This is a genomic window from Bacteroides sp. CAG:189 (assembly GCF_000432295.1).
Classification (GTDB): domain Bacteria; phylum Bacteroidota; class Bacteroidia; order Bacteroidales; family Bacteroidaceae; genus Bacteroides; species Bacteroides salyersiae.
Genome location: NZ_HF991095.1, coordinates 39235 through 59975 on the forward strand (window position 1 = coordinate 39235; position 20741 = coordinate 59975).

At 43.0% G+C, this 20741-nt stretch carries 25 protein-coding genes and 1 tRNA gene; 20 read left to right on the plus strand and 6 right to left on the minus strand.

The genetic code is table 11. The features are described from left to right. Positions 1-6: 6 nt before the first annotated feature. The 12 genes from QVP90_RS13535 (at position 7) to QVP90_RS13585 (ending at position 10102) form a co-directional block, all read left to right on the plus strand. Positions 7-1056, plus strand: a complete 1050-nt coding sequence (locus QVP90_RS13535) for a DUF6371 domain-containing protein (RefSeq protein ID WP_021936728.1) — start codon at positions 7-9, stop codon at positions 1054-1056. Then, the gene (locus QVP90_RS13540; protein WP_021936729.1) at positions 1053-2273 is read left to right on the plus strand and encodes a DEAD/DEAH box helicase family protein; all 1221 of its coding nucleotides are present in this window, start codon (positions 1053-1055) and stop codon (positions 2271-2273) included. Before QVP90_RS13535 ends, QVP90_RS13540 begins: the two co-directional genes overlap by 4 nt. Before the next feature lie 2 nt (positions 2274-2275). Beyond that, complete coding sequence (locus QVP90_RS13545; RefSeq protein ID WP_021936730.1) at positions 2276-2518, plus strand: VRR-NUC domain-containing protein; 243 nt, start codon at positions 2276-2278, stop codon at positions 2516-2518. A gap of 132 nt (positions 2519-2650) precedes the next feature. Continuing rightward, the gene (locus QVP90_RS13550) at positions 2651-3094 is read left to right on the plus strand and encodes a hypothetical protein (protein ID WP_021936731.1); all 444 of its coding nucleotides are present in this window, start codon (positions 2651-2653) and stop codon (positions 3092-3094) included. A gap of 68 nt (positions 3095-3162) precedes the next feature. Next, positions 3163-3519 carry a hypothetical protein gene (locus tag QVP90_RS13555; protein WP_021936732.1) on the plus strand — a complete coding sequence of 119 codons (357 nt, stop codon included), beginning with the start codon at positions 3163-3165 and terminating at the stop codon, positions 3517-3519. Continuing rightward, complete coding sequence (locus QVP90_RS13560; RefSeq protein ID WP_021936733.1) at positions 3488-3745, plus strand: hypothetical protein; 258 nt, start codon at positions 3488-3490, stop codon at positions 3743-3745. The genes QVP90_RS13555 and QVP90_RS13560 overlap by 32 nt, the downstream gene beginning before the upstream one ends. Beyond that, positions 3729-4019, plus strand: a complete 291-nt coding sequence (locus tag QVP90_RS13565; RefSeq protein WP_021936734.1) for a hypothetical protein — start codon at positions 3729-3731, stop codon at positions 4017-4019. The genes QVP90_RS13560 and QVP90_RS13565 overlap by 17 nt, the downstream gene beginning before the upstream one ends. 11 nt (positions 4020-4030) lie before the next feature. Then, positions 4031-4345, plus strand: coding sequence for a hypothetical protein (locus tag QVP90_RS13570; RefSeq protein ID WP_021936735.1), 315 nt, complete (start codon positions 4031-4033; stop codon positions 4343-4345). After that, complete coding sequence (locus QVP90_RS13575) at positions 4342-4737, plus strand: hypothetical protein (RefSeq protein WP_021936736.1); 396 nt, start codon at positions 4342-4344, stop codon at positions 4735-4737. Before QVP90_RS13570 ends, QVP90_RS13575 begins: the two co-directional genes overlap by 4 nt. Before the next feature lie 5 nt (positions 4738-4742). Further along, positions 4743-8960, plus strand: coding sequence for a hypothetical protein (locus QVP90_RS13580; RefSeq protein WP_021936737.1), 4218 nt, complete (start codon positions 4743-4745; stop codon positions 8958-8960). Between the two features lie 463 nt (positions 8961-9423). Beyond that, positions 9424-9609, plus strand: a complete 186-nt coding sequence (locus tag QVP90_RS19890) for a type II toxin-antitoxin system HicA family toxin (protein ID WP_005652458.1) — start codon at positions 9424-9426, stop codon at positions 9607-9609. A 97-nt stretch (positions 9610-9706) separates the two neighbouring features. Further along, the gene (locus QVP90_RS13585) at positions 9707-10102 is read left to right on the plus strand and encodes a type II toxin-antitoxin system HicB family antitoxin (protein WP_021936738.1); all 396 of its coding nucleotides are present in this window, start codon (positions 9707-9709) and stop codon (positions 10100-10102) included. 111 nt (positions 10103-10213) lie between these two features. Here QVP90_RS13585 and QVP90_RS13590 read toward each other — a convergent pair whose 3' ends face one another. Then, entirely contained in the window at positions 10214-10846 is a 633-nt protein-coding gene (locus QVP90_RS13590) for a DUF4468 domain-containing protein (RefSeq protein WP_021936739.1), read from the minus strand. Positions 10847-10930: 84 nt separating this feature from the next. After that, the gene (locus QVP90_RS13595) at positions 10931-11188 is read right to left on the minus strand and encodes a helix-turn-helix domain-containing protein (RefSeq protein WP_021936740.1); all 258 of its coding nucleotides are present in this window, start codon (positions 11186-11188) and stop codon (positions 10931-10933) included. A 173-nt stretch (positions 11189-11361) separates the two neighbouring features. On the opposite strand from QVP90_RS13595, the gene QVP90_RS13600 reads away from it, so the two are divergent. The 8 genes from QVP90_RS13600 to QVP90_RS13635 all read left to right on the plus strand — a co-directional run bounded on the left by QVP90_RS13600 (position 11362) and on the right by QVP90_RS13635 (position 13400). After that, a complete protein-coding gene (locus QVP90_RS13600; RefSeq protein ID WP_021936741.1) occupies positions 11362-11526 on the plus strand; it encodes a hypothetical protein in 165 nt (54 codons plus the stop codon). Between the two features lie 14 nt (positions 11527-11540). Further along, a complete protein-coding gene (locus QVP90_RS13605) occupies positions 11541-11870 on the plus strand; it encodes an SH3 beta-barrel fold-containing protein (RefSeq protein WP_021936742.1) in 330 nt (109 codons plus the stop codon). Between the two features lie 49 nt (positions 11871-11919). After that, on the plus strand, positions 11920-12204 hold the full coding sequence (locus QVP90_RS13610) for a hypothetical protein (RefSeq protein ID WP_021936743.1): 285 nt from the start codon (positions 11920-11922) through the stop codon (positions 12202-12204). After that, entirely contained in the window at positions 12191-12406 is a 216-nt protein-coding gene (locus tag QVP90_RS13615) for a hypothetical protein (RefSeq protein ID WP_021936744.1), read from the plus strand. Before QVP90_RS13610 ends, QVP90_RS13615 begins: the two co-directional genes overlap by 14 nt. Continuing rightward, complete coding sequence (locus QVP90_RS13620) at positions 12403-12558, plus strand: hypothetical protein (protein WP_021936745.1); 156 nt, start codon at positions 12403-12405, stop codon at positions 12556-12558. The genes QVP90_RS13615 and QVP90_RS13620 overlap by 4 nt, the downstream gene beginning before the upstream one ends. Before the next feature lie 123 nt (positions 12559-12681). Continuing rightward, a complete protein-coding gene (locus tag QVP90_RS13625; protein WP_021936746.1) occupies positions 12682-12954 on the plus strand; it encodes a hypothetical protein in 273 nt (90 codons plus the stop codon). 43 nt (positions 12955-12997) lie between these two features. Continuing rightward, positions 12998-13198, plus strand: a complete 201-nt coding sequence (locus QVP90_RS13630; RefSeq protein WP_021936747.1) for a hypothetical protein — start codon at positions 12998-13000, stop codon at positions 13196-13198. Positions 13199-13244: 46 nt separating this feature from the next. Beyond that, on the plus strand, positions 13245-13400 hold the full coding sequence (locus QVP90_RS13635; RefSeq protein ID WP_021936748.1) for a hypothetical protein: 156 nt from the start codon (positions 13245-13247) through the stop codon (positions 13398-13400). 585 nt (positions 13401-13985) lie between these two features. On the opposite strand, the gene QVP90_RS13640 is transcribed toward QVP90_RS13635, so the two are convergent. The 4 genes from QVP90_RS13640 to QVP90_RS13655 all read right to left on the minus strand — a co-directional run bounded on the left by QVP90_RS13640 (position 13986) and on the right by QVP90_RS13655 (position 20713). Beyond that, positions 13986-14059 (minus strand) — tRNA-Arg (locus QVP90_RS13640). A gap of 89 nt (positions 14060-14148) precedes the next feature. Continuing rightward, on the minus strand, positions 14149-15606 hold the full coding sequence (locus tag QVP90_RS13645; protein ID WP_044094005.1) for an AbgT family transporter: 1458 nt from the start codon (positions 15604-15606) through the stop codon (positions 14149-14151). Beyond that, positions 15596-16324, minus strand: a complete 729-nt coding sequence (locus QVP90_RS13650) for a DUF5932 domain-containing protein (RefSeq protein ID WP_025819045.1) — start codon at positions 16322-16324, stop codon at positions 15596-15598. Before QVP90_RS13650 ends, QVP90_RS13645 begins: the two co-directional genes overlap by 11 nt. A gap of 66 nt (positions 16325-16390) precedes the next feature. Then, positions 16391-20713 carry a DUF5113 domain-containing protein gene (locus QVP90_RS13655; protein WP_021936749.1) on the minus strand — a complete coding sequence of 1441 codons (4323 nt, stop codon included), beginning with the start codon at positions 20711-20713 and terminating at the stop codon, positions 16391-16393. Positions 20714-20741: the final 28 nt, after the last annotated feature.

Sequence of the window (20741 nt, forward strand, 5' to 3'; positions counted from 1 at the left end):
TGATATATGAACGAATCTAAATATCATCTTCAAAGATACGCCGGAATGAGTACCCGGCACACATGCCCTCAATGTGGACACAAGAAAGAGTTCACTCTTTATGTTGATGAAAGAAATGTTCCTATTGATGAATCGTGCGGACGTTGCAATCGTGAACGTTGTGGCTATCACCTGACACCTTCGGAATATTTCAAGACACACCCGGAGAATGACCGGGCCGACTTCGCAACTTGGAAACAACCAGAACCTATAAAAGTGATTCCTGTATCTTACTTGCCATCCTCATTATTGGCAACTGATACTCACCGGGCCAAGAACAATCTATTCCGGTTCATGGCTAAAGAGTTCGGTAATGCTGAGGCAAACCGTGTCTTTGATGCTTATCGTGTAGGAACATCCCGGCACTGGAGAAATAACGATGGGTTAGCAACTACCTTTCCCCAGATTGATGATAAAGGCCGGCTGTGTCAATTGAAAGTAATGGCGTATAATCCTTTCACCGGAAAACGAATGAAGAAACAGGATCAAGCGGAGTTATGGAGCGACAAGGCTCAAAAGTACATTTCCGATACCCGACCGATGGATAAGATTTGGTTTGCCGGAAAAACGCTTCTTGGAAACTATGAAGCCAACCTGCAGCAAACTTTCTTTGGTTGCCATTTGGTTAAAAAGGCTTCTCGTGTGGGAATTGTCGAAAGTGAAAAATCAGCCCTTATATGCTTTGTTTTGATGCCTGAAATAACTTGGATAGCAACAGGTGGATGTAATGGGTGTAAATGGACAGAAACAAGCGTTAATCAACCGTTATCCGGTAAAAGAGTAGTCTTATACCCTGATGCCGGGATGTTGGCAAAATGGGAAGAAAAAGCAGTAATCTTACGAAGTAATGGCATAGATGTAACCGTAAGTCGGGCGTGTGAAGGTTTACCGGACAACTGGGATGTCGCCGATGTACTTCTTAGAGAACGTCACGCAAAAAGAGGAATGACAGTAGGCGAAGTTCTCGCTTATGCAACTGAAATAGGAGTTATTAACCAAATTCACGTAAACGTATGAAATTAAGAGAATATCAAAACAATATAGCCACACAAGCCGCCTATAAACTGGTGGCATTCGGCTGCTGTTACCTGTCAATGGAATGCCGGACGGGAAAGACTATCACGGCATTGTCTACCGCTGATAACTTCGATGCTGAGAGTGTATTATTCATCACCAAGTTAAAGGCTATACCAAGTATTAAAACTGATTATGAAGCATTGAAACCGTCTTTCAAGTTGGATGTTGTCAACTATGAAAGTTGCCATAAAGCAAAAGGAAAGTACGACCTTGTGATTATTGATGAGGCTCACTCGCTGGGTGCATACCCCAAACCAAGCAAACGAACTCAGGAAATAAAATCCATTTGCGAAGGGTTGCCCGTCTTGTATTTGTCCGGCACACCATCACCAGAAAGTTACAGCCAATTATATCACCAATTCTGGGTATGTTCATCCTCTCCGTGGAAAGAGTACAAGACTTTCTACAAGTGGGCAAAGGTCTATGTGAACGTGAAGCAGAAGAAAGTGAACGGTTATTTCATCAACGACTACAGCCATGCGGACAAAGCGAAGATAGACCGGGACACAAAAGACTTGTTCATCGGCTACTCACAGGAACAAGCCGGATTTGAGGTGAACATAAACGAGCATATGTTATCAGTACCAATGAATGAATGTACCGGGAAGTATATTTCTTCTTTGCGAGACAACTTGATGGTAGAAATAGATGGAAATGCCATTTTAGGCGACACTCCGGCTAAGTTACTCACCAAACTACATCAGTTATCATCCGGTACGGTAATTGCTGAAAACGGGCTTCATTTGACGTTTGACAAAAGCAAAGCTGAATTTGTCTGTAAGCAGTTCGCAGGGAAAAAGGTTGCACTTTTCTATGTGTACCAATCGGAAGCGGAGTTATTGCAGTCTGTTTTCCAGAACTGGACGGATAGCCCGGAAGTGTTTCAATTATCAACGGATAAGGTTTTTATCTCACAGGTTCGCCGGGCACGTGAAGGAGTTCGACTTGATACAGCCGATGCTTTGATATTCTTCAATCTGGAGTTCAGTTTCCTGTCATACGAGCAGGGACGAAACAGGCTTGTATCGAAAGAACGTACTGCACCGGCAGAGGTTTACTTCCTTTGCTCTGACTGTGGTATTGAAAGCAAGATATTGGATGCGGTACACGGAAAGCAGGACTTTACCCTTTCATGGTTCAATAAGAAAGCGAGATAGTCATGGCAGAACTGGAAAGTAAAATACAAGCTCGTATCATAAAGCGACTGGAGGCGCAAGGCTATTACGTAGTAAAGCTGATTCTCACGAATAAAAACGGGATTCCTGATTTATTGGTACTGAAGGATGGTAAAGCCTTCTTCGTGGAAGTCAAGCGGCCGGGTGAAAAGCCTCGACCATTACAAGAATACCGGATGAATGAGTTAAGAGAGTTAGGTTTTATATGTGAAGTGTGGAAAGAATAGATTTAAGCCACTTTTTCATGCGAGGTAATAGATGCTCGTCTTTGTGGAGAAAGTGGCTAAAATCTCAAACAAGATAAGAGTACAGCGATATTTTAGAGTAAAAACAATATTAATTTTTAAAAGAACAGAATTATGAAACAAAAAACAGTATTTGGAACAGGGAAACATCAAATTGAAGTAGGTTATGTAGACAAAAGTAGTATTCAAGGTACGGTAGACGAACACGTGTGTCTTATGCTCTCCGAACATGGGAGTATCCGAGTAGAAAACAACGAGGTGTTATCAATTGACATGACTAAGGAGGATACTATTGATTTCGCCATTCAACTTTTGAAAATGGCAAGTGGGCCAGTCCCGGAAGGAGGGATTACCCTTGATACCTTTAACAGCAGTTTGGAAATAACAGTTCATCATGCACAAAATCCAGACCATACACTTACCGAAGAGGCTATTATCTGTATTGATGGAATAGATCCGGATACAGATTTTCAACATGAAGATGGTGGAACGTTGAGTGCATGTGTGGCCAACTATTCAATCAAAGAACTGATACCAATATTAGCCAAGATTGTATAACACAATTCCGGGTAGGTCTGCTTCGGATGATCTACCCGGTTTTCTAAATTCAACTAAAGTAGTAAAATATGGGTAGAAAGAAAGGTGACGGAAAAGGGAGGCTGGGCGGTAGAACCAAAGGAACGCCCAACAGAATTTCGGGTACGGTAAAAGAGTGGATTCAAAAAGTTATTGACGACAACCGCCAAAAGTTCGAGGACGATTTAGATGATTTAGAACCGGGTGAACGTGTTCGGGTTATATCAAACCTTTTGCAGTACGTCACGCCAAAGATGCAATCTGTAAGCCCGGAAGAACTATTGGAGGCTGAATATCAAAAGCTAACTGAATTGCTGGACGCTGCACCGGATGAAGTAGTAAACGAGATTGTAGAACGAATTAAAAGGCTAACCAATGACAGAAGAAGAGAGACAACAAAAGATTGATACCATATTAGGCGCAATCAAGGGACAAGTAGATTACCCGGACATTCCTATAGAATTGTGGATAGATGCGCAGAACGGCCAACCGGGTGAGCCTGCATTTGAGAAATGGTTGCAGATATGCACACAATATGTAGATGCTTACTATAAGGAAACAGGAAAACGTGATACGGATTCCTCGTTTGCTGAATACGTGAGAAAATACGGGAGGCATGAGTATGAAAGATAAGGTTAAAGAGTTATTAGCCCATATCAAGGGCGTTAAGCCGTCTTACTTCATACAGTACACCGTTGAGGATGGCGAGATAGTGATACTCGAAGCTCGTAAGACATTTCCGGTTGATGGCAAGGAACATCCTAATATGATTTGGGGCGATGCAATGGCAGAACTCCGACCGGAGAGGGAAGTTATAGCCAAGTATGAAAAAGACGGTGTAAACGAAGAAAAAGCGGCTCTATGGCGTAAATATTGGGAAACAGATAAAGATAGTAATATTGAATAATATTTAAGAATATGCTTAGAACATTTATTATCGGTGGACGTGTCTATGAGATGCAGTCGCCAAGCGTGAATAACATTATCAAAGCCAATGAAATACTTGGAGAATTGGCAAGTAATAACCTTGAAGATGCGTTCAGCAAGAAAGGTGAATGTACGCTTTCAAAAGGATTGTCCGCTCTTTGTGGAGAGAAACTTTCGTTTACCAAAGGCAGTAAGGAAGAACTCATAGAAGTATTGGTAACACTCTATGGAGACATTTTTTCCTCTTTGAAGAAATTGCAAACAATGTCCGAAAATCTTTCTATCTTAACCGCCAAACCCAAATGAAGATAGATAAAGACTTATCCGGTTTTGACGAGGTGGATAAATGGGAGGACGAACTTTGGGATACCGTTGCCGATGTCGGACTCGATGCGGTGCGGTTCGCCAAAGAAAACGGAGAATATAAAAACCATACGCATAACCTTCGGAACGCTCCGGGTTATGCGGTGGTTAAAGATGGGGAAATTATAAAGATGGAAGTTCCGGCAGACGGAAATCATGCGGAAGCCAGAAAAGAAACTGAGGATTTCATCAACAATGGAGAAAAGCCACAGAACGGGTTGATATTGGCTGATGGAATGCCTTATGCTTCATTCGTGGAATCTAAGGGGTTTGATGTTTTGAGTGGTGCCGCTCAACACGCTGGTAGGGAATTAGAAACGAAATTAGGTAATTGATTGTTATGGCAGGATTAAAATTTACATTTGAAGCGGACGTGCAGAAACTTGTACAGACCCGCAAAGAGATAGGGAAATTGAGGAAGGAGATAGAAAAGATGCCCTCTGATTCCCCACAGATAAAAGTATTACAAAATCGGCTTGAAAAGTTGAAAGAAGAATATTCCAAATTGGAATCCATTCTTTCCAAAGTGCAGTTGATGGCAAAAGAAGCAGCAAAAGCTGACGACCTTATCACGCAGACCAAAAAACAAACGGAGGAAACCGGGAAAGCTACGGACAACTTCAAAGCGGAAGCCGATTCTTTGGCAGAACTTGAAAAACAGTCGAAGAAATTAACGAAAGAGTGGTTAGCCATGTCCGAGGCTCAAAGGAAATCTTCCACCGGGCAGGGAAAGGCGAACGAGATTGCAACCATCAATGCCCAAAGAAAGATAGAACTTGACGGGTTGAGAGCCTTGCAAAAGGAGTATGTAAACACGAAAAAGGTACAGGACTTGCAGGAAGGCTCTATAAAGGCTCTAAGAGCACAACTGAGCAATCTTAACGCCTTGTACGATTCTTTGGGGAGAAGCCAGCGTAACGGGGCTTACGGCAAAGAACTGATAGCAAGTATTCAGGCTGTCACAAAGGAACTTTCCGAAGCGGAGCAGGCCTCTATGAGATTCCAAAGGAATGTTGGCAACTATGCTTCCGGCTGGAATGGCCTAAGTATGCAGGTGCAGCAGGTGGCAAGGGAACTGCCATCTTTGGCTGTTGGTGCGAATACTTTCTTTTTAGCGATAAGCAACAACTTACCCATGCTGGCCGATGAACTGAAACGTGCAAGAACTGAATATAAAAACCTCATAGCGGAAGGAAAGAACGCTACTCCGGTATGGAAACAGCTTGTTTCTTCCTTGTTTTCGTGGCAGACAGCTTTAGTTGCCGGAGTGACGGTACTTTCTCTTTATGGAAAAGAAATCATATCCTGGGTAGGCTCTTTATTTACTGCCAAGAAAGCATTGTCAGAAACTTATCAATCACTGGAAGATTATCAGAAGAAAGTAGGTGAAACTTCCGGTACTGTCATATCCACGCTGGAACGCTTATCGCAAGGATGGAAGCGATTAGGCGGTGATATTGATGCACAGAAGAAATTCATCTTAGAAAACAAGAATGCCATTGACAGCATGGGCGTTTCTGTAAACGATGCAGCAGAAGCGGAAAGGCTTTTCAATACAGACAAAGACACTTTCATCATGGGACTTTTGCAACGAGCCAAAGCTGCGGCCACGATGGAACTTGCAGCGGAAGAATACAAGAAAGCTGTACAAAAGATGATGGAAGCGGATGCCATGCCGGATAAGAAAACATACAAGCATTATACAGGAACATTATTTCATGGTAGATGGGAAACAAGAAGCTATGACAACCCGGAAAAAAAGAAAGCACAGGAACAGGCAGATGATTTCATAAAGTCCGGTACTGAACTCGTGATGAAATATGCCCAATTCTCCGAGGAGGAACGGAAGATTTTGGAATCTATGGGAGCAAAGACCACTAAAACAATGATAGATGGCTCTATTGAAGCTATAGAAGCTGTCATAAGCCTTAAACAGCAATCCTTGAAGAAAGTCACTAACCCAAAGGATTATAAGCGAATAGAGGCTGAAATAAAGGCGGAACAAGCCAAGTTAAAAGCGATTACAGGCGAAAAGGATAAGATTGCCACCTCTAACTATATTGATTCCTATGCGCAATCCAAAGAGATAGAAAAAGCCTCTCAGGAAATCAAAGATATTATTACTAAATCCGAAATCAGTATCAGGCAAAAGCAAATAGACCTGATGGCAGACGGTTCGGAAAAGCAACTTGCGCAAATACGACTGGATTATGACAAGAGATATAATGAAATCCAAAAGGAAGAACGGGAGCTTTTACAAAAGTTGCAGGATGAGGAGCGCAAGCAATGGGAGAAAGAAAACCCGGACTTCAAAAAGAAGAACTTGCAGTTTACCACTTCGATAACTTCCTTATCACCCGAAGATAGGGCACGATTTGACAAGGAATACTCCTTAGCCTATCAAAAGCAGGAAAAGGACACCCAAACACTACTTAATAACCTGCTTGCCAAATACCGAGACTATGATGCACAGAGAACGGAGGTAGAACGGCAGGGGAATGAGGATATAGCGGCTTTGCAAGCACAGCGCACGGATGCCAATGCGGAAGAGATAGACCGTGCTATAAATGTGGCCAAGGACAAAATGAAAGAAGGCATTCAACAAGTCAATGATGCGCAGGCGGCAGCGGCCACCAAGGATAATAGTTTCTTTAAATTGTTATTTGGTGATGTTTCTTCTATGTCCTTCGGTACGCTTCAAAACCTCATTGATCAGGCTAAACAACTCAAAGAATACCTTTCCGGCAATGGTGACTCAAAAGGTATCACCTTCATTTCAAAAGATCAGCTTGAAGCTATAGAGAAAAGTCCGGCTGAATTGGATAAGCTAAAAAAGGCTCTTGATAAATTGTTGGGAAGTTCCAGTGAGGGAAGCGGCAATAAATGGGAAAGTATCTTTGACACATTCAAAAAGGGATTCGCAGGGCTTCAAGGAGCTAAAGGTTTCAAGGAAATATCCGGCGCGATAGGAACAATAAGCGGTGCGGCAGAGAATGCAGCCGGAGAACTGGCCGATATGTTCGACCAAATGGGGAATACCGAAGTAGCGGATGCCCTAAACGGAATACAACAGGTGATGGGTGCAGTCTCCAACATCGGACAAGGATTTGCCAAAGGAGGTCTTATCGGTGGCATAGGCGCAGCGATTGGCGAAGCGGCAAATTTCATTGGCCAAGCTTTTGCAGCCAACGCCCGGCACAAAGCGGCTTTAAGGGCGATTATGAACGAGACCATAGCCCAACAAAGAGAATACAATCTTCTTTTGATGCAGCAGAATTTGGAATACGAGAAAGCTACTACGATATTCGGAACGGATGCCTACGGAAAGGCGGCAAATGCCGTTAAGGTGATGAAAGAAACCGTAGCAGACTTAAAAGAGGAATTGACCGGAACAACAGATCAGAAGCAAAGCCAATCTAAAGACGCTTTATTTAAAAAGTTCTTCGGTGTTTCCAACCCACAAGCGGAACTCAAAAAGGCGTATGCCGGACTTGCCAACATTGAGATAAAAACCGGACACAAGAAAACCGGACTGTTCGGCTGGGGAAAAGGGAAAGACATCTATTCTTCTATCCTTGACGTGTACCCTCAGTTAGTGGATGCCAATGGCAAGTTTGATAAGAGTTTGGCAGAAACTATAATAAACATCCGTGAAATGTCAGATGAAAGTAAATCCGCCTTGCAGAACATGATAGATTTAGCACAACAAGCGGAAGAAGCTTATAATCATCTCAACGATTATTTTACTGATATTTTCGGTGAGTTGGGCGGTATAATGACGGATGCGCTCGTAGATGCTTTCTCCAATGATACGGATGCGGCACAAGCATTCACGGATTCAGTCTCTGATATGCTGGAGAAGTTGGCGAAACAGATGGTTTACTTTGCCACCCTTGCCCCCTTGCTGGAGAAAGCGCAAAATAAGATGATGGACGTGATGCAGAATACCGGGTTGTCCGATGAACAGAAGTTCGACAAGTGGACGGGGATTCTCAATAATCTTGTAGGGGATGCGATAAACCAACAGGAACTGGCCAATAGATTATTGGAAGAATACCAGCAGACAGCCAAAGAGCAGGGGTTTGACATATTTAAGCCGGAAGGTTCTTCGCAATCTTCCACATCAAAGGGTTTCCAAACCATGTCGCAAGATACAGGCGAAGAACTGAACGGGAGGTTTACAGCTTTACAAATTGCCGGGGAGGAAATAAAGAATCAAAGCATCATGCAAACAGATTTACTTTCAATGATTAATGAAAAAATGCCACTGATAACAGGAGAAACAAGCCCGACCGTTAATTTGCCGGACATTGCAGGGCAAGCAAAAGAAGTGGCATCCAATAGCCACCAATCGGTAAATATTGTATTCCCTGACGCAAAGCTGGATTCCTTAACAAAGGAAGTTTCCGAGTTAAAAATGATAGTGGACGATATGAGGGACTTGCAAGCGAGTGGAAATCTCGAAAGGATGGTAATCAGTGAAGACGTCAGGAAAATGGCAAAGAACAGCCCGAAAATACTTGCCAATACGGACGATATGAAGCGGAGTCTAAGATAGCCATAGGTCAAAATGACCATTGGTGAAAATCAATTAGTTATAAAAGACCTTGTATCAATTGGGATATAAGGCTTTTATGAATATAGCAAAATAGTTATATTTTTATTTGGTAGGGTTATAGCAAGTAATGATGCGTATGCGTGAAATCAAGCGAAAAACAAGCGTTGTTTCAAGATTATTCTACGGGTCATACGCGCGGAAAAACGGTTAGAAAATGCCGAATTTGCCGATGCTATAAAAAAAGACAAGGAACGGCTGAAAACGAGCTGAAGTGGATTACTTTGGAGTACGCGCGTATGACTTCGGAAAATACTTCTTGATATGCTGTAGCCTGTTCTGCTTTTCAATGGAGCAGCATTTGCCCCTTTTCTAAATATAGCAAAATAGTTATGTTTTTATTTGGTGGTTTATAGCAAAAACGCTATATTTGCACTGTCTTAATAAATAAACGGTCTTTTACATTATGAAGTACAATCAATTTTTTGCGGAACTTACCGCAGCAGGTTGTTACGTTCTTAGGCATGGGGCTAACCACGATATTTGGTACAGTCCTAAGACGGGAAACAAGTTCGCTTTGTCAAGGCATGGCAAACAAGAAGTACCTACCGGAATGGAACGTAAAGCAAGAAAGGTTCTTTTGGGGGAGTAATCCCCCTACCTTTTGCGCTTCATGGTGGAAAGATTGTTTTTGTTGAGGCAATGGGGTACGGTAATAGTGCCGTACTCCTATTTTAAAAGAACTGGATATGAAAGTAACTGTTATCATGGAAAAGGCGAGCGATGGGTATTACTCATGCTTTGCCGAGGAAGATTTACCCGGCTTTGGTTTGGCTGGATATGGAAACACGGCAGAAGCCGCCAAAAAGGATATGATGGAAGCGTATGAGGAAATAAAGGAGATGCAGGCAGAAGAAGGCAAGGAGGTGCCGGAACTGGAGTTTACCTACAAGTATGACATGCAATCCTTTTTCAACTATTTCTCATTTCTGAATGTTACTAAGGTTGCGGAGTTGGCAGGTATCAACGCTTCATTGATGAGGCAATACACTTCCGGTGTGACAGCAGCCGGACAAAAGCAATACGATAAGATAAGGGTAGCGGTGGAACGTATATCTAAAGAACTTTCCGCAGCTACTTTCTAAAAATAGTGTACCGCTGTGAAGCGTGACCGTTTAATTAAGACAATGAAAAGCCCGTTCCGGTGATTATTGGGACGGGCTTTATAATTATTTCATCTGTTCAGCCTATAGATTTCACCAATTATCGACATTGGTAACACCTTTTAGAATTGCATCTTTCAACTTTAATATAACGATTTGCGACCAAATATGGCTATTAACAAAAGCTTGTGCAGTCGTTTTTTTGAAAGAACCTTCTTTGAATGGATAACATTCATTGGGTTGCCATTTATAAAGCGTATCGCCTATAGGTAATTCATATTCTTGTATAGTAGTTGTTATTCGGAACTTATTATCTTTTATGTCAACACGTATAATTATCCATGAATTTACTATTTGCCCATCCATAAAATTTCTTGCAATTTCTGGAATATACCCTTTCCCAATTACTGATCCTGCATCTTTATCGTTTAACTGTATTACAGACTTACCATCATTAAAGGAATGAATAAACCAATTATTTATTTCAACATAAATTTCATTTTTGGATTTAGATACCGAATCTATCACAATAGACCTTGTTATGGCATTATTTTTATCAAGGCTATACAATTCTTTCAACTTTAAAGCTGATTGCACGTAATCTATTTTGTTCTTTTTGAAAATAAGTTCCTTTCCTTGATACTTTTTAAATTCTGTATCTGTTATTATTTGCCCTTTAGCTGATAATCCAAAGGCTATTAAAAGCAAGAATATAATTTTTCGCATGATAACTTTTTCAAGTTTAGTAATGCACAAACGTACAAAAGCAAATTGCAAAAAGCAAATTTATAATGCTATTTCTACTTTAGTCTATTCTACTTTGATATTGATATTCTTTCCACAATGCGGACAAGTGAGAGAAAGACCGTCTTTCTTACCTACAATTTCATCTTTTGATACTAACAACTCCCATATTTCTACACCTAAAGCGTCGGCAATCTTTTCCAACGTAGTGTATGATGGTTTTCCAGCTACAATCTGAGCAAGCCCCACAGTACTCATACCCAACTTTTCGGCAAACTCTTTTTGGGTATAACCTTTTTCTTTTATTACTTCTTTTATCCTCATAAGTATATCCTTTAATATTTGTAGTGCAAATATAAGTGAATAGTTTGTTTGTTATAGTATTTACTTTAATAATAGATGTTAAATATAAGTATTTTCTTTATTTATTTCGTGGTTTATTAAAGTAAATACTATATCTTTGCATTATCAAAGTTAAACAATAAGATATAAGCCTTATGACGAAAGAAGATTTAAACCAGATGTGCAGAGAATACCAACAGGTATTGATAATGAGTGAAGCAGAAGTATTCGCCATGTACGAAGAAAGCAAAGCTGAGTGCGTAGCTTCTTTTGAGGTAGAGATTGACCTTTGGGAAAATTATTTTGGGTATAAATACTAATAACATATAAGATTATGGCAACGAATTTCAAAAATCAAATGAGAGAGTTAATGAAGCAGGCTTGGATGCTCGTAAAAGTGTACGGTTTCTCAATGGCAGAAGCTATGAAACAAAGTTGGAAAGTCCTCAAATTGAAAGAGGCTTTGAAGAAAGGTATAGTAAAGTTCTGCTATCAAAAACTGAACGGTGAAATTCGCACCGCATGGGGTACTTTGAAAGAGGGCTTAATACCCGAAACAAAGGGCACAGAGCGCAAAAAGAACGAGAGCCTTATAACTTACTACGATAATGAGAAAGTAACTTTCAGAAGCTTTAAAATAGCGAATTTAATCAAAGTAGGATAATTAACCCAGTGGGGTAGTTTAAATCTACCCCATCACTAAAATATAAACTATGTATTTTCCATTAGAGATTAACGAACAGTTGGCAAGTGCTATGAGAGCAGCAGCCGAATTTAAAGTAGAAGTAGAAAAAATTATAGAAAGTGTTGGCGTTGATGAAAAAACTCCCATTGCTGATGATAAAAAAGAGTATGAAGCGATGAGCGATGATATTTGCGAAATGATGTGTAAGATAGGGCATACAATAGGCAATACGATTACTGAGATTGCCCTTGACGAAGTGAGAAAAGTAAATCCACGTAATAACCTAAACCTTGAAAGCCATGTTTCTGAATGAAGATGCCAAACACCTGATACAAGAATTAAGGGACAATGGCGCCGATCCTTATAAGGCACTTATCTGTGATGCGATGTCTATTATCATGTTAATGTACCAAGTACACGCAAGTACAGAGAGGGAGAAAGATTTGTTGATTGGTGTTATTGACATATTGACCAACTACAACCAATTGATAACCGCATTATCAAAAGAGAAATGAAACTCTATATCTTTCTGCTGGTAGTAGGTATTATCCTGCTACTGGCAACCAATAGCGAATATTGTTTGAGTAATATAATTGGGCTGGTGATGATGTATACCGCTGGCCGCAAACTGGATATCTTTTATGATGGAAATAATCTTATGCGATAAAGAGACGATGAAAGACTTTATAAAAAGTTTAGCCGATTGCAAAAAACATAATAGTGAATATTTACTACCAAGAAATTGGAAGCATATCAAATAGTAAATTAGAAAATGTAAATACATACAGTCATGGAAAAGAAATTGATAGATGAGAGTTGCGCCAATAACGTAGCCAACATTCAGATAAGCGAAGAAACCAAAGCATTACTATTATGTCGTGCCCGATTGAGTGACATTTATCAAACTGTCTCAAACGTAGTATATCTAAAATATGGTACAGACGTAGATAAAGAGTTTTCCGGATTTTGGGATGCTTTCAGCAAGTTTGACAGTGAATTAATGAAAGCACTAAGCTGTTTTATAGGAGTCACTTCTTTGGAAAGCAACTACACAAAAATATGAAGCAACGCCCGAAGCTGCAAGAGGGCAACCAAATAATAACGATATGAACGAAGATAGAGTTTTGACAATGGCAAAGAGTGCGCTAAAACAGGCGAACATCATCCGCTACGAGAACGGACACGAGATTATAGATGTAAGCCTGTTGCGCACAATTCCGGACGGTGAACTTATGAAGTATCGCAACGTGGGCAAAACCACGATTGAGAAGATACAGGAAATAAGAAAGTCGCTTGATTGGTTATAACAAAGCAATGCCCGAAGCTATAAGAGGGCGAACTAAATATTAAATCATGGATAAAGTAGTAGGAACATTCGACCCGAACACAGGCGAGATTAGAGATTTGAACGGCAATGTAGTGACAGGCACGGTAACGGTGAACGGTACGGAACTGAACACCGCCATTCTTGCAGATGCCGTTTGGCAAGGATGTAACCACATGGTATAGGAAGCATCCGAACCGGAAACAAGCGTAGAAAGACGTGCTTTCCTGCTGGAGCGAGTAAAGACAACCCTAACCTATCATTACCTCATCTTGGGCTTTGATGAGAAAGAAGCGGCGGAACAAGCGGAAAACTATTTATCAAAGGTGAAATAGCCTTGTAAGCAAAGAGAGGGAGTTTCAGAAATGGGACTCCCTCTTTCGATACCATAATGAACGATATTACGGCAATAATCAACATAAAGTACTGTAAATAAATGACTTTGTACATACCGTAACCCTAACACCGTAACATCTTAGTATTTTCTAAGAAGTCCAATACCACACAAACAAATATTACGCTCCATTTTGACATAATAAAATGAATATCAATACTTATAACACCATCGTAACCGTAACAGCGTAACATAGTGTGTAATTATTGAGAGCATAACAACCAATGAGATACGAAACAATATATTTCATAGGTGTTCACCAACATTTCTACAATTTTGATGCTAACCTAATACATGAGTTGTGCAAATGTTGTGCAACTCATGTAATAAGAAAACCGCAAGAGCTTTATAATTAGCTGTTTGCGGTTTTATTTCGTGATTCCGAAGCGATTCGAACGCTTGACCCACGCCTTAGAAGGGCGTTGCTCTATCCAGCTGAGCTACGGAACCATCCTTAATTGCGGTGCAAAGGTAATGCTTTTTGTGAAATATCAAAAACATTTCTATACTTTTTTTGTATCCATTTGTCCGGGAAAAGGCTATAAACCTAATGGTAAGCCTGTTAAATACCACAGAATAAACAACAAAGTCCAGCTTATCAATATGTAGACAGAATACCGCCATGTATACCTCAAAAGAGAGAGATAAGAGGATTGCTTATCGTATTGCTGCATATAAGTCAACACTAAGGGCATATAAAATAAAAAGGGAGTAATGGCATTGGTGGCACTGTCTCCGATGCGGAAAGCACATTGCACCACATCGGGCGTAACCCCCATTTTGGCAAATATAGGAACAAAGATGAAAGCCATAAATGTCCATTTGGAGGTGGCGGATACCATGATGAGGTTTATCATGGCACTGAACAGGATAAACAGAACAAGGGTAGGCAAATTGCCAAACTCGACAGAAGAGAGCAGATTGGCCCCCATAATGGCGAGGCATTTGTCTAAGTGCGAATATTCGAAACAGGCGAACATTTGTGCCGCAAAGAAGGCGATGACGAAATAAACGCCTAACAATTTCATCGGCTGGGCCAGTCCGTCTATGACATCGGCATCCGTGCGATAACGACCGGAGCTGAAACCGTAAACCGTACCCATCAACCCGGCTCCCAATGACAGGAGGAATAGAATACCCATAATGAAAGGAGATCGCATCAAGTTACCGCTTACTCCGCGTAAAATGCCATAAGAAGAAAAGGTGGACCACAGTACGATAGCCACATAAATCACCCCCACGATCACCGCCATCGTCAAAGCACGGCGTTCTTTGCGGGAGAGTGGCTTATAACCGTCGAAGTGCGTGCTACCTTCATAAGTGCCCATTGCCGGAAGCAGCTTCCGGCGGGTCACCCAATAGGCTACGGCCGTTATGAGAAAGGTAGAAGCAAACATAAAATAATAGTTGCACAACGGCCCTGTATCACCGTGTTCTATCCCGCCGGCCACGGCAGCTTCTTCCGTAGTCCGGGCAAGTAGCGGATCCATGGTGCTCAATACGATATTGGCACTGTATCCACAGGCTACAGAGGCATAAGCCGTTATGATTCCGGCTACCGGATGCAAACCGACGGAATGAAACAAGGTGGCGGCAATGGGAAGCAAAATAATATAACCGGCATCACCCACTACATTCGAAAGCAATCCGAGGAGGATCACCCAGAGAATAATCTTGTCTTTATCCTGCTTGCCACGAATTCCATGACGAATGCATGCATTTATAAATCCGGAATGCTGTGCCACACCGATTCCGAACATGGCTACAATCACCATCCCCAAAGGGGCAAAACCGGTGAAGTTGGTGACCATGTGCCGTAACAGCCAGCGAATCCCTTCCGGACTGAGCAGGCTCTGCACACGGATCTCTTCTCCTGTCTGTGGCAGCGTCACACTCAATCCATAGATTTCGAATATCCATGAAAGAAGTACGACCACCATCGTGAGCACAAAAAACATAGTGGCCGGATGGGGCATGCGCCATTTGCTACTCTTCATCGGCTTCGAGGTTGTCAAGATCGAGAATTCGAAGTTCGAGCGCACGCACTACCAGACGGGTGGCATTCACCCCTACCCGCTCGCCGTTCGGAAACAGCCGGCCTACCAAGTCGTTCTGTCGTTTTTCGAGTGATTTTACTCCAAAAGGCATGCCTTTGAGGTTGGCGATCATCTCTTTGGTGTATCCCAGTGCCAGATGGCGCAGGAAACGTTCGTCGTATTCGTCTATATCATAATTGATAACTGCTTCCTGACGCTTTGCATCGTTGGCAACAGACGCTTTGAAGCGGTCCACAATCTTTTCCAGTATGGGATAATTGAACACCAGCTTTTTGCCATCCATTACGGCCTGCACGTCTGTTTTGGTCAATAGCTCACCTGTTTTGAGGATAATGCCGTCGGCACCGGCATCCAACACATCGACCCAGAGTTTTTCGTTCAATATTTCGCCGGTAAAGATAAGTACACGAACTCCTTTGTATCGTTTGAATATATTGCGGCAGATATCGACTCCGATTGTTGTCGAGCCTCCCAAACCGAGATCGAGCAGTACCAGATCCGGTAGCCGGGCTTCTATCAACGGCCAGAATTCGGCTTCGGTCATGGCGGTTCCGATTACTTCCGCATTGGGTATTTCGTGGCGGAATATCTCCTCCGTGCCTTTCAATTCGAGTTTTACATCTTCTACGATAATTACTTTAAATTTCTTATCTTCCATCGTTTCGTTACATATATTGTTATGACTCATTAGATATATTGTTATGTGGCTTTACACCGGTTGTCATTACCGTTTCGGTAGAGTGAAGTAAACGGTAAAGCCTCCTTCCTGTGCCGGTTCGGCATTGATACGGCATCCGCGGCGTCCGGCAAATTCATCATGGTCCCGGATGATCTGTTTGCATATCAGGTATTCCGTTCCCCTCAGTTCCCCTTTCTCACCGGAGGTCATTCGGGCCAGATTGGGATAGAATAACTTATTGAGTTCGTCCACACTCTTTTCGCGACGCGTATCGGTAAAGAGGAAACGGATGTAATTCCCGTCTTCTGCAGCATGCAATTTTAATATCCCGTCTTCATGGACGGTGAGCGCTTCGTCGATCAGATTTTCAAGAAGAAAACGAAGCTGGTTGATGTCTCCGATGATTCTTTTTTCTATCGGCTCCGTCAGAAATTCGATCCGGCTTGTTTTCCCTTTGCTTGCTTTCCGGAAATATTTCACGGCATATTCGCACAGGTCGGCTACGGAAATCGTGCTGCGGCGGAAGGTTACCTCTTCCAATTGCCGGGCAGCGCACGAACTCAGTATGGTAAAAATGCCTTTGTAATATTCTATCAATTCGCTGATGGCTTCTACATTTTCCCGTTCTTCCTCTTCCGAAAGGTTTTGTGTATTCAGGCGTCCTACGATCTGTTTGATTTTGTTGGGGTAGTATATCGTTTCGTGCTTGATCGTCGAAAGGCAATTGTCGAGCACCATATTTTGCACATGCAGCATGCTGTCTTCCCACGAGGCACGTTGCGCTTCTTCGTGTGCCGATTCGATGTCACGGTACTTTATTGCCAGTTTGACTACTGCATTAAACACCACGATGGCCACATAGCGGGCCACCAACTCGAACAGCAGACGGTCTGTTTCCTGCGTTGTCCCTTCCCGGCGTTCCAGATAGAGTACGCCTACACATTGATGTTCTCCACCGGCATCCACCACCAGCGGAATGGCTTGTGAAAGCCCGTCGGACAGATATTGCTGTCCGTTGAAACATTGCTGCATAAGTTCCGGCATCCTTTCAAGTCCGGGATTGGAGGCAAATTCGAGCCGGTGTGTCGTTTCATTGTATACGGCAAGGCTGAGCCGGTCGATTGTAAGCAACTCGTTGATGGAGTCGAAAGCCTCATTGACCAGCCGTTGGGGGATTTCTTTCAAGGTATCCTCTTCGCGTTGCAAGGCTTCGGCGGATTCCTGCGCACGGATCAGGGAAGAGGCAAATACTTTTTTATTGATTTCGAGAATCTGTTCCAGATTGAGCCTGTTGAGCAAACGCTTGCGTATATAGATGAGATAGTAACCGGCCAGCGAGATAACGAATAACAGAATACAGAGGATAACTCCTACAATCTTATTGGTAGTGGAACGCTCCAGTTCGCGGCAATATCCTTCCAATGACTGGTCTTCGCTCTGCAATTTGTAGAGTGCCGTGAAAGCTGCATTGTTATAGTCGTATCCTTTCAACTGTTTCAGTGCCAGAAAAGCGACGGCTGCTTCATTCCGCACATCCAGGATGGCATGGAAGTCCGAATCGAACATTTCGTTCCACCAAGTCAGTTCGGCGGGTATTTCTTCGCCGACCAGTTTCATATATTTCTGCGGATGGCGGGCATATTTTTCATAATGCCTGTTCAATATCATGATGGCCGAATCGGCATATACCAGCGCATCTTCATAATACCCGTCTACGTTGGCAAAATAGGCGGCATTGGCATAGTCGGATGCTTCATTGAGCAGAGTTTCATAATCCGGATCCGTTACCGTTGCGATAGAATCGCCTGTCACCGGACCGGTAGCCTGTACTGTCCCTCCGGTGCAGGAAGAAAACAGGCAAGCAGGCAGTAGGATGCACAATAGTATACCTATGGCCTTACGTATTCCCAATGGCAGCCGGAAATAAAACCGGCTTCCATGTCCCGGTTCGCTTTCCACGTTGAACATGCACACCCGGAACAGGTCGTTTGTTTTACGGTATTTCTCAATAATCCCTTTGCAATTCATCAGTCCGAAGCCGCTCCCCTTGCTCAACCGCAGGGCTTCCGCGTCTTCGGCGGTTTTCGTGACGTTCATGCCGATGGCGCGCGAATCGTATACTTTCTCGCCGATGATGCAGGATACGTCTTCGGCCGAAAGGCCGCGTCCGTTATCTTCCACCGATATTTCCACGTATTCCTCTGTCTGACGGGCATAGATTCGCACGACTCCTCCTTCGGGAGTATATTTCCGGGCATTTTCGGCCAGTGTATTTATCATGAAAAGAGTCAGGGCCTTGTCGGCTTTCACTAAAATTGGAGCCGGCTCTATATCGAGTGTCTGTTTTTTCATTTCGAATGCCCTCCGGCCTTTTGACAGGAGTTCGAAAAGCTCGTTCAGGCTGAAAGTCTCGATGTTCAGGCTCAGTGTACCTTGTTTCATTTTGATCCACAAGGCGAGGATGTCATTGTATTCGTTGATGGTGGTTACCAGTTCGTCGATGTACTGGTATTTTTCTTTTTTGATAAGCGGATCATTGATAAATCCTTTGTCCGTCAGTTTGCGTACCTCGTTGAGTATGCGGTCGATATAGGGATTGATGCCGTTGACAATGGCAAGGCATGCCTTTTTTATCAGGTTCTGGCGTTTGTTGGCAGCAATGTGTTGTTCGTAGACATACCGTTGCTTTTCCAATTGGTTGCGTTCGTCGCTCAGCGAAGCGATGGTCTGTTCGTTGTCCATAGCCCAATCCACATAGGGAGTCAGTACATGTATCAGGGCCTGTTCGTCGCGGTTTAACCGGTGTTTGGGGATGAAACTTGCTTTGCCCTCTTCATTGACTTCAAGAATTATCCTGTTCGGCCCGAACAGGCGGTCGATCCCTTCCTGAACAAGGGGAAGATTCATTGGGATGGAAGCCGTTATATCCCGGCATAATGTCAGTGTTTGTTGTAACCGCTCCGTATAGATACGGTTTCTTACTTTAGAACGCTTATTGAAGATCCAGAATAAAATGACAACCAACAGCAATCCCACCGCAACAAAGAAAAGTACGATATTCAGTTGCTTCGATTCCGCTTCCAGATAAGCGTAGCGGCTTTCCAGTTCTTTGTCCTGACGGGTATCGTTCAGGATATCCAGATAGATATTCCGGTTATAATCGGATTCCGGCTTCATACCCAAACCGGCGTAAGAGACGCTGAGTTGTTCGCGGATACGGGATATCCATTCGGGCACGGTCTTCACCCGTTCCTGCCCTATCCACGTCATCTCGGTGAAAATCGTATCTGCCTTTACAAAAGGCTGCAACTTGTCCAGCGTATCCGTAGCGTGGTGGTAATATAGAAGATGATGCTGATTGACACATTTCAGGGCTTTGCTCAGCGAATCGAGGGCTTCGGAATAGCGGCCGTGGGCATTCAGATATTTTCCGATGGAGACGTATGCACCGGCTATCTGATACAGATCGTCATATTCTCTGAATATTTCCAGCGCTTTCTCTGCCAATCTCAACGGCAATAGGGAATCGACGGGCATACCCAACTGTTTCAGGGCGTGCGGACGTCTGGAAAGAAACAGTTCGAAATTATCTTTTGGGGTCAGCCGGTCGGCCAATCCCTGCATACCGTTTCCGGCAAAATAGAGATACCCTTTCCGGGAAGCCAACCGCCAAGTGGTGTAGAGCTCGTCGAATTCACCGAGTTTACGTTCGTCCGGCGTATCTCCATCACACAGAGAAGCCGATCCTTTGATGTAATGAAAATACAGGTATTGGCTGGTATCTGCCCGTAAGGATTCGTCCTGAGGGATTTTATCGAGCGAAGCCATTGCTTCGGGGCGTTGTTGGAGATAATAGTAATAGACGGCGGAAACGATGAAAAACTCCGTAAAAGCGAAATTCACACGCAGCATTTCATATTTGTCGGTGAACACGGTGCTGTCTTCACGGATACGTTTCATTCGCCGGACGGCGCTGTTACGGTAGTCATAATATTCTTTATTCATGCCTGTGCGCTGATAGATTTTCATCAGACCTATATCGGCAATGAGCAGTTCCAGCTCGTTTTTGGTAAGGCCATACACCTCCTTATATGTTTTTTCGGCACGTTCAAAGTCCATTTGCATAAAAGCACAAAAACCTAAATTGTTGCATGCCTCCGCTTTCCCCTGTTGGTAAAGGCGTGCCTGTCCGTATGCCTGTTCTGCCGGAAGATAAGACGAATCAAGGTTTTTATAACGGTAAGCATATGCCCGCCGGTTTAAAGAATCGATAAAGCGCACCTCTTTGGTCGGTGCTGTGCCGACGCATGAGAAAAATGCCGTCAACAACAGCACGCATAAGATATACAAAGGAGTACGGTGATTCATTATCAATAATTATTCAATGTGCCAATAA

Excerpts from the sequence above, each read along its gene's own strand:
- QVP90_RS19890 (WP_005652458.1), top strand. The coding sequence starts at position 9,424 with ATGAAGTACAATCAATTTTTTGCGGAACTTACCGCAGCAGGTTGTTAC.
- QVP90_RS13560 (WP_021936733.1), top strand. The coding sequence starts at position 3,488 with ATGACAGAAGAAGAGAGACAACAAAAGATTGATACCATATTAGGCGCA.
- QVP90_RS13595 (WP_021936740.1), bottom strand. The coding sequence starts at position 11,188 with ATGAGGATAAAAGAAGTAATAAAAGAAAAAGGTTATACCCAAAAAGAG.
- QVP90_RS13645 (WP_044094005.1), bottom strand. The coding sequence starts at position 15,606 with ATGAAGAGTAGCAAATGGCGCATGCCCCATCCGGCCACTATGTTTTTT.
- QVP90_RS13550 (WP_021936731.1), top strand. The coding sequence starts at position 2,651 with ATGAAACAAAAAACAGTATTTGGAACAGGGAAACATCAAATTGAAGTA.
- QVP90_RS13630 (WP_021936747.1), top strand. The coding sequence starts at position 12,998 with ATGAACGAAGATAGAGTTTTGACAATGGCAAAGAGTGCGCTAAAACAG.
- QVP90_RS13605 (WP_021936742.1), top strand. The coding sequence starts at position 11,541 with ATGGCAACGAATTTCAAAAATCAAATGAGAGAGTTAATGAAGCAGGCT.
- QVP90_RS13535 (WP_021936728.1), top strand. The coding sequence starts at position 7 with ATGAACGAATCTAAATATCATCTTCAAAGATACGCCGGAATGAGTACC.
- QVP90_RS13545 (WP_021936730.1), top strand. The coding sequence starts at position 2,276 with ATGGCAGAACTGGAAAGTAAAATACAAGCTCGTATCATAAAGCGACTG.
- QVP90_RS13655 (WP_021936749.1), bottom strand. The coding sequence starts at position 20,713 with ATGAATCACCGTACTCCTTTGTATATCTTATGCGTGCTGTTGTTGACG.
- QVP90_RS13615 (WP_021936744.1), top strand. The coding sequence starts at position 12,191 with ATGTTTCTGAATGAAGATGCCAAACACCTGATACAAGAATTAAGGGAC.
- QVP90_RS13570 (WP_021936735.1), top strand. The coding sequence starts at position 4,031 with ATGCTTAGAACATTTATTATCGGTGGACGTGTCTATGAGATGCAGTCG.
- QVP90_RS13635 (WP_021936748.1), top strand. The coding sequence starts at position 13,245 with ATGGATAAAGTAGTAGGAACATTCGACCCGAACACAGGCGAGATTAGA.
- QVP90_RS13620 (WP_021936745.1), top strand. The coding sequence starts at position 12,403 with ATGAAACTCTATATCTTTCTGCTGGTAGTAGGTATTATCCTGCTACTG.
- QVP90_RS13565 (WP_021936734.1), top strand. The coding sequence starts at position 3,729 with ATGAGTATGAAAGATAAGGTTAAAGAGTTATTAGCCCATATCAAGGGC.
- QVP90_RS13585 (WP_021936738.1), top strand. The coding sequence starts at position 9,707 with ATGAAAGTAACTGTTATCATGGAAAAGGCGAGCGATGGGTATTACTCA.
- QVP90_RS13590 (WP_021936739.1), bottom strand. The coding sequence starts at position 10,846 with ATGCGAAAAATTATATTCTTGCTTTTAATAGCCTTTGGATTATCAGCT.
- QVP90_RS13625 (WP_021936746.1), top strand. The coding sequence starts at position 12,682 with ATGGAAAAGAAATTGATAGATGAGAGTTGCGCCAATAACGTAGCCAAC.
- QVP90_RS13580 (WP_021936737.1), top strand. The coding sequence starts at position 4,743 with ATGGCAGGATTAAAATTTACATTTGAAGCGGACGTGCAGAAACTTGTA.
- QVP90_RS13540 (WP_021936729.1), top strand. The coding sequence starts at position 1,053 with ATGAAATTAAGAGAATATCAAAACAATATAGCCACACAAGCCGCCTAT.
- QVP90_RS13600 (WP_021936741.1), top strand. The coding sequence starts at position 11,362 with ATGACGAAAGAAGATTTAAACCAGATGTGCAGAGAATACCAACAGGTA.
- QVP90_RS13555 (WP_021936732.1), top strand. The coding sequence starts at position 3,163 with ATGGGTAGAAAGAAAGGTGACGGAAAAGGGAGGCTGGGCGGTAGAACC.
- QVP90_RS13575 (WP_021936736.1), top strand. The coding sequence starts at position 4,342 with ATGAAGATAGATAAAGACTTATCCGGTTTTGACGAGGTGGATAAATGG.
- QVP90_RS13610 (WP_021936743.1), top strand. The coding sequence starts at position 11,920 with ATGTATTTTCCATTAGAGATTAACGAACAGTTGGCAAGTGCTATGAGA.
- QVP90_RS13650 (WP_025819045.1), bottom strand. The coding sequence starts at position 16,324 with ATGGAAGATAAGAAATTTAAAGTAATTATCGTAGAAGATGTAAAACTC.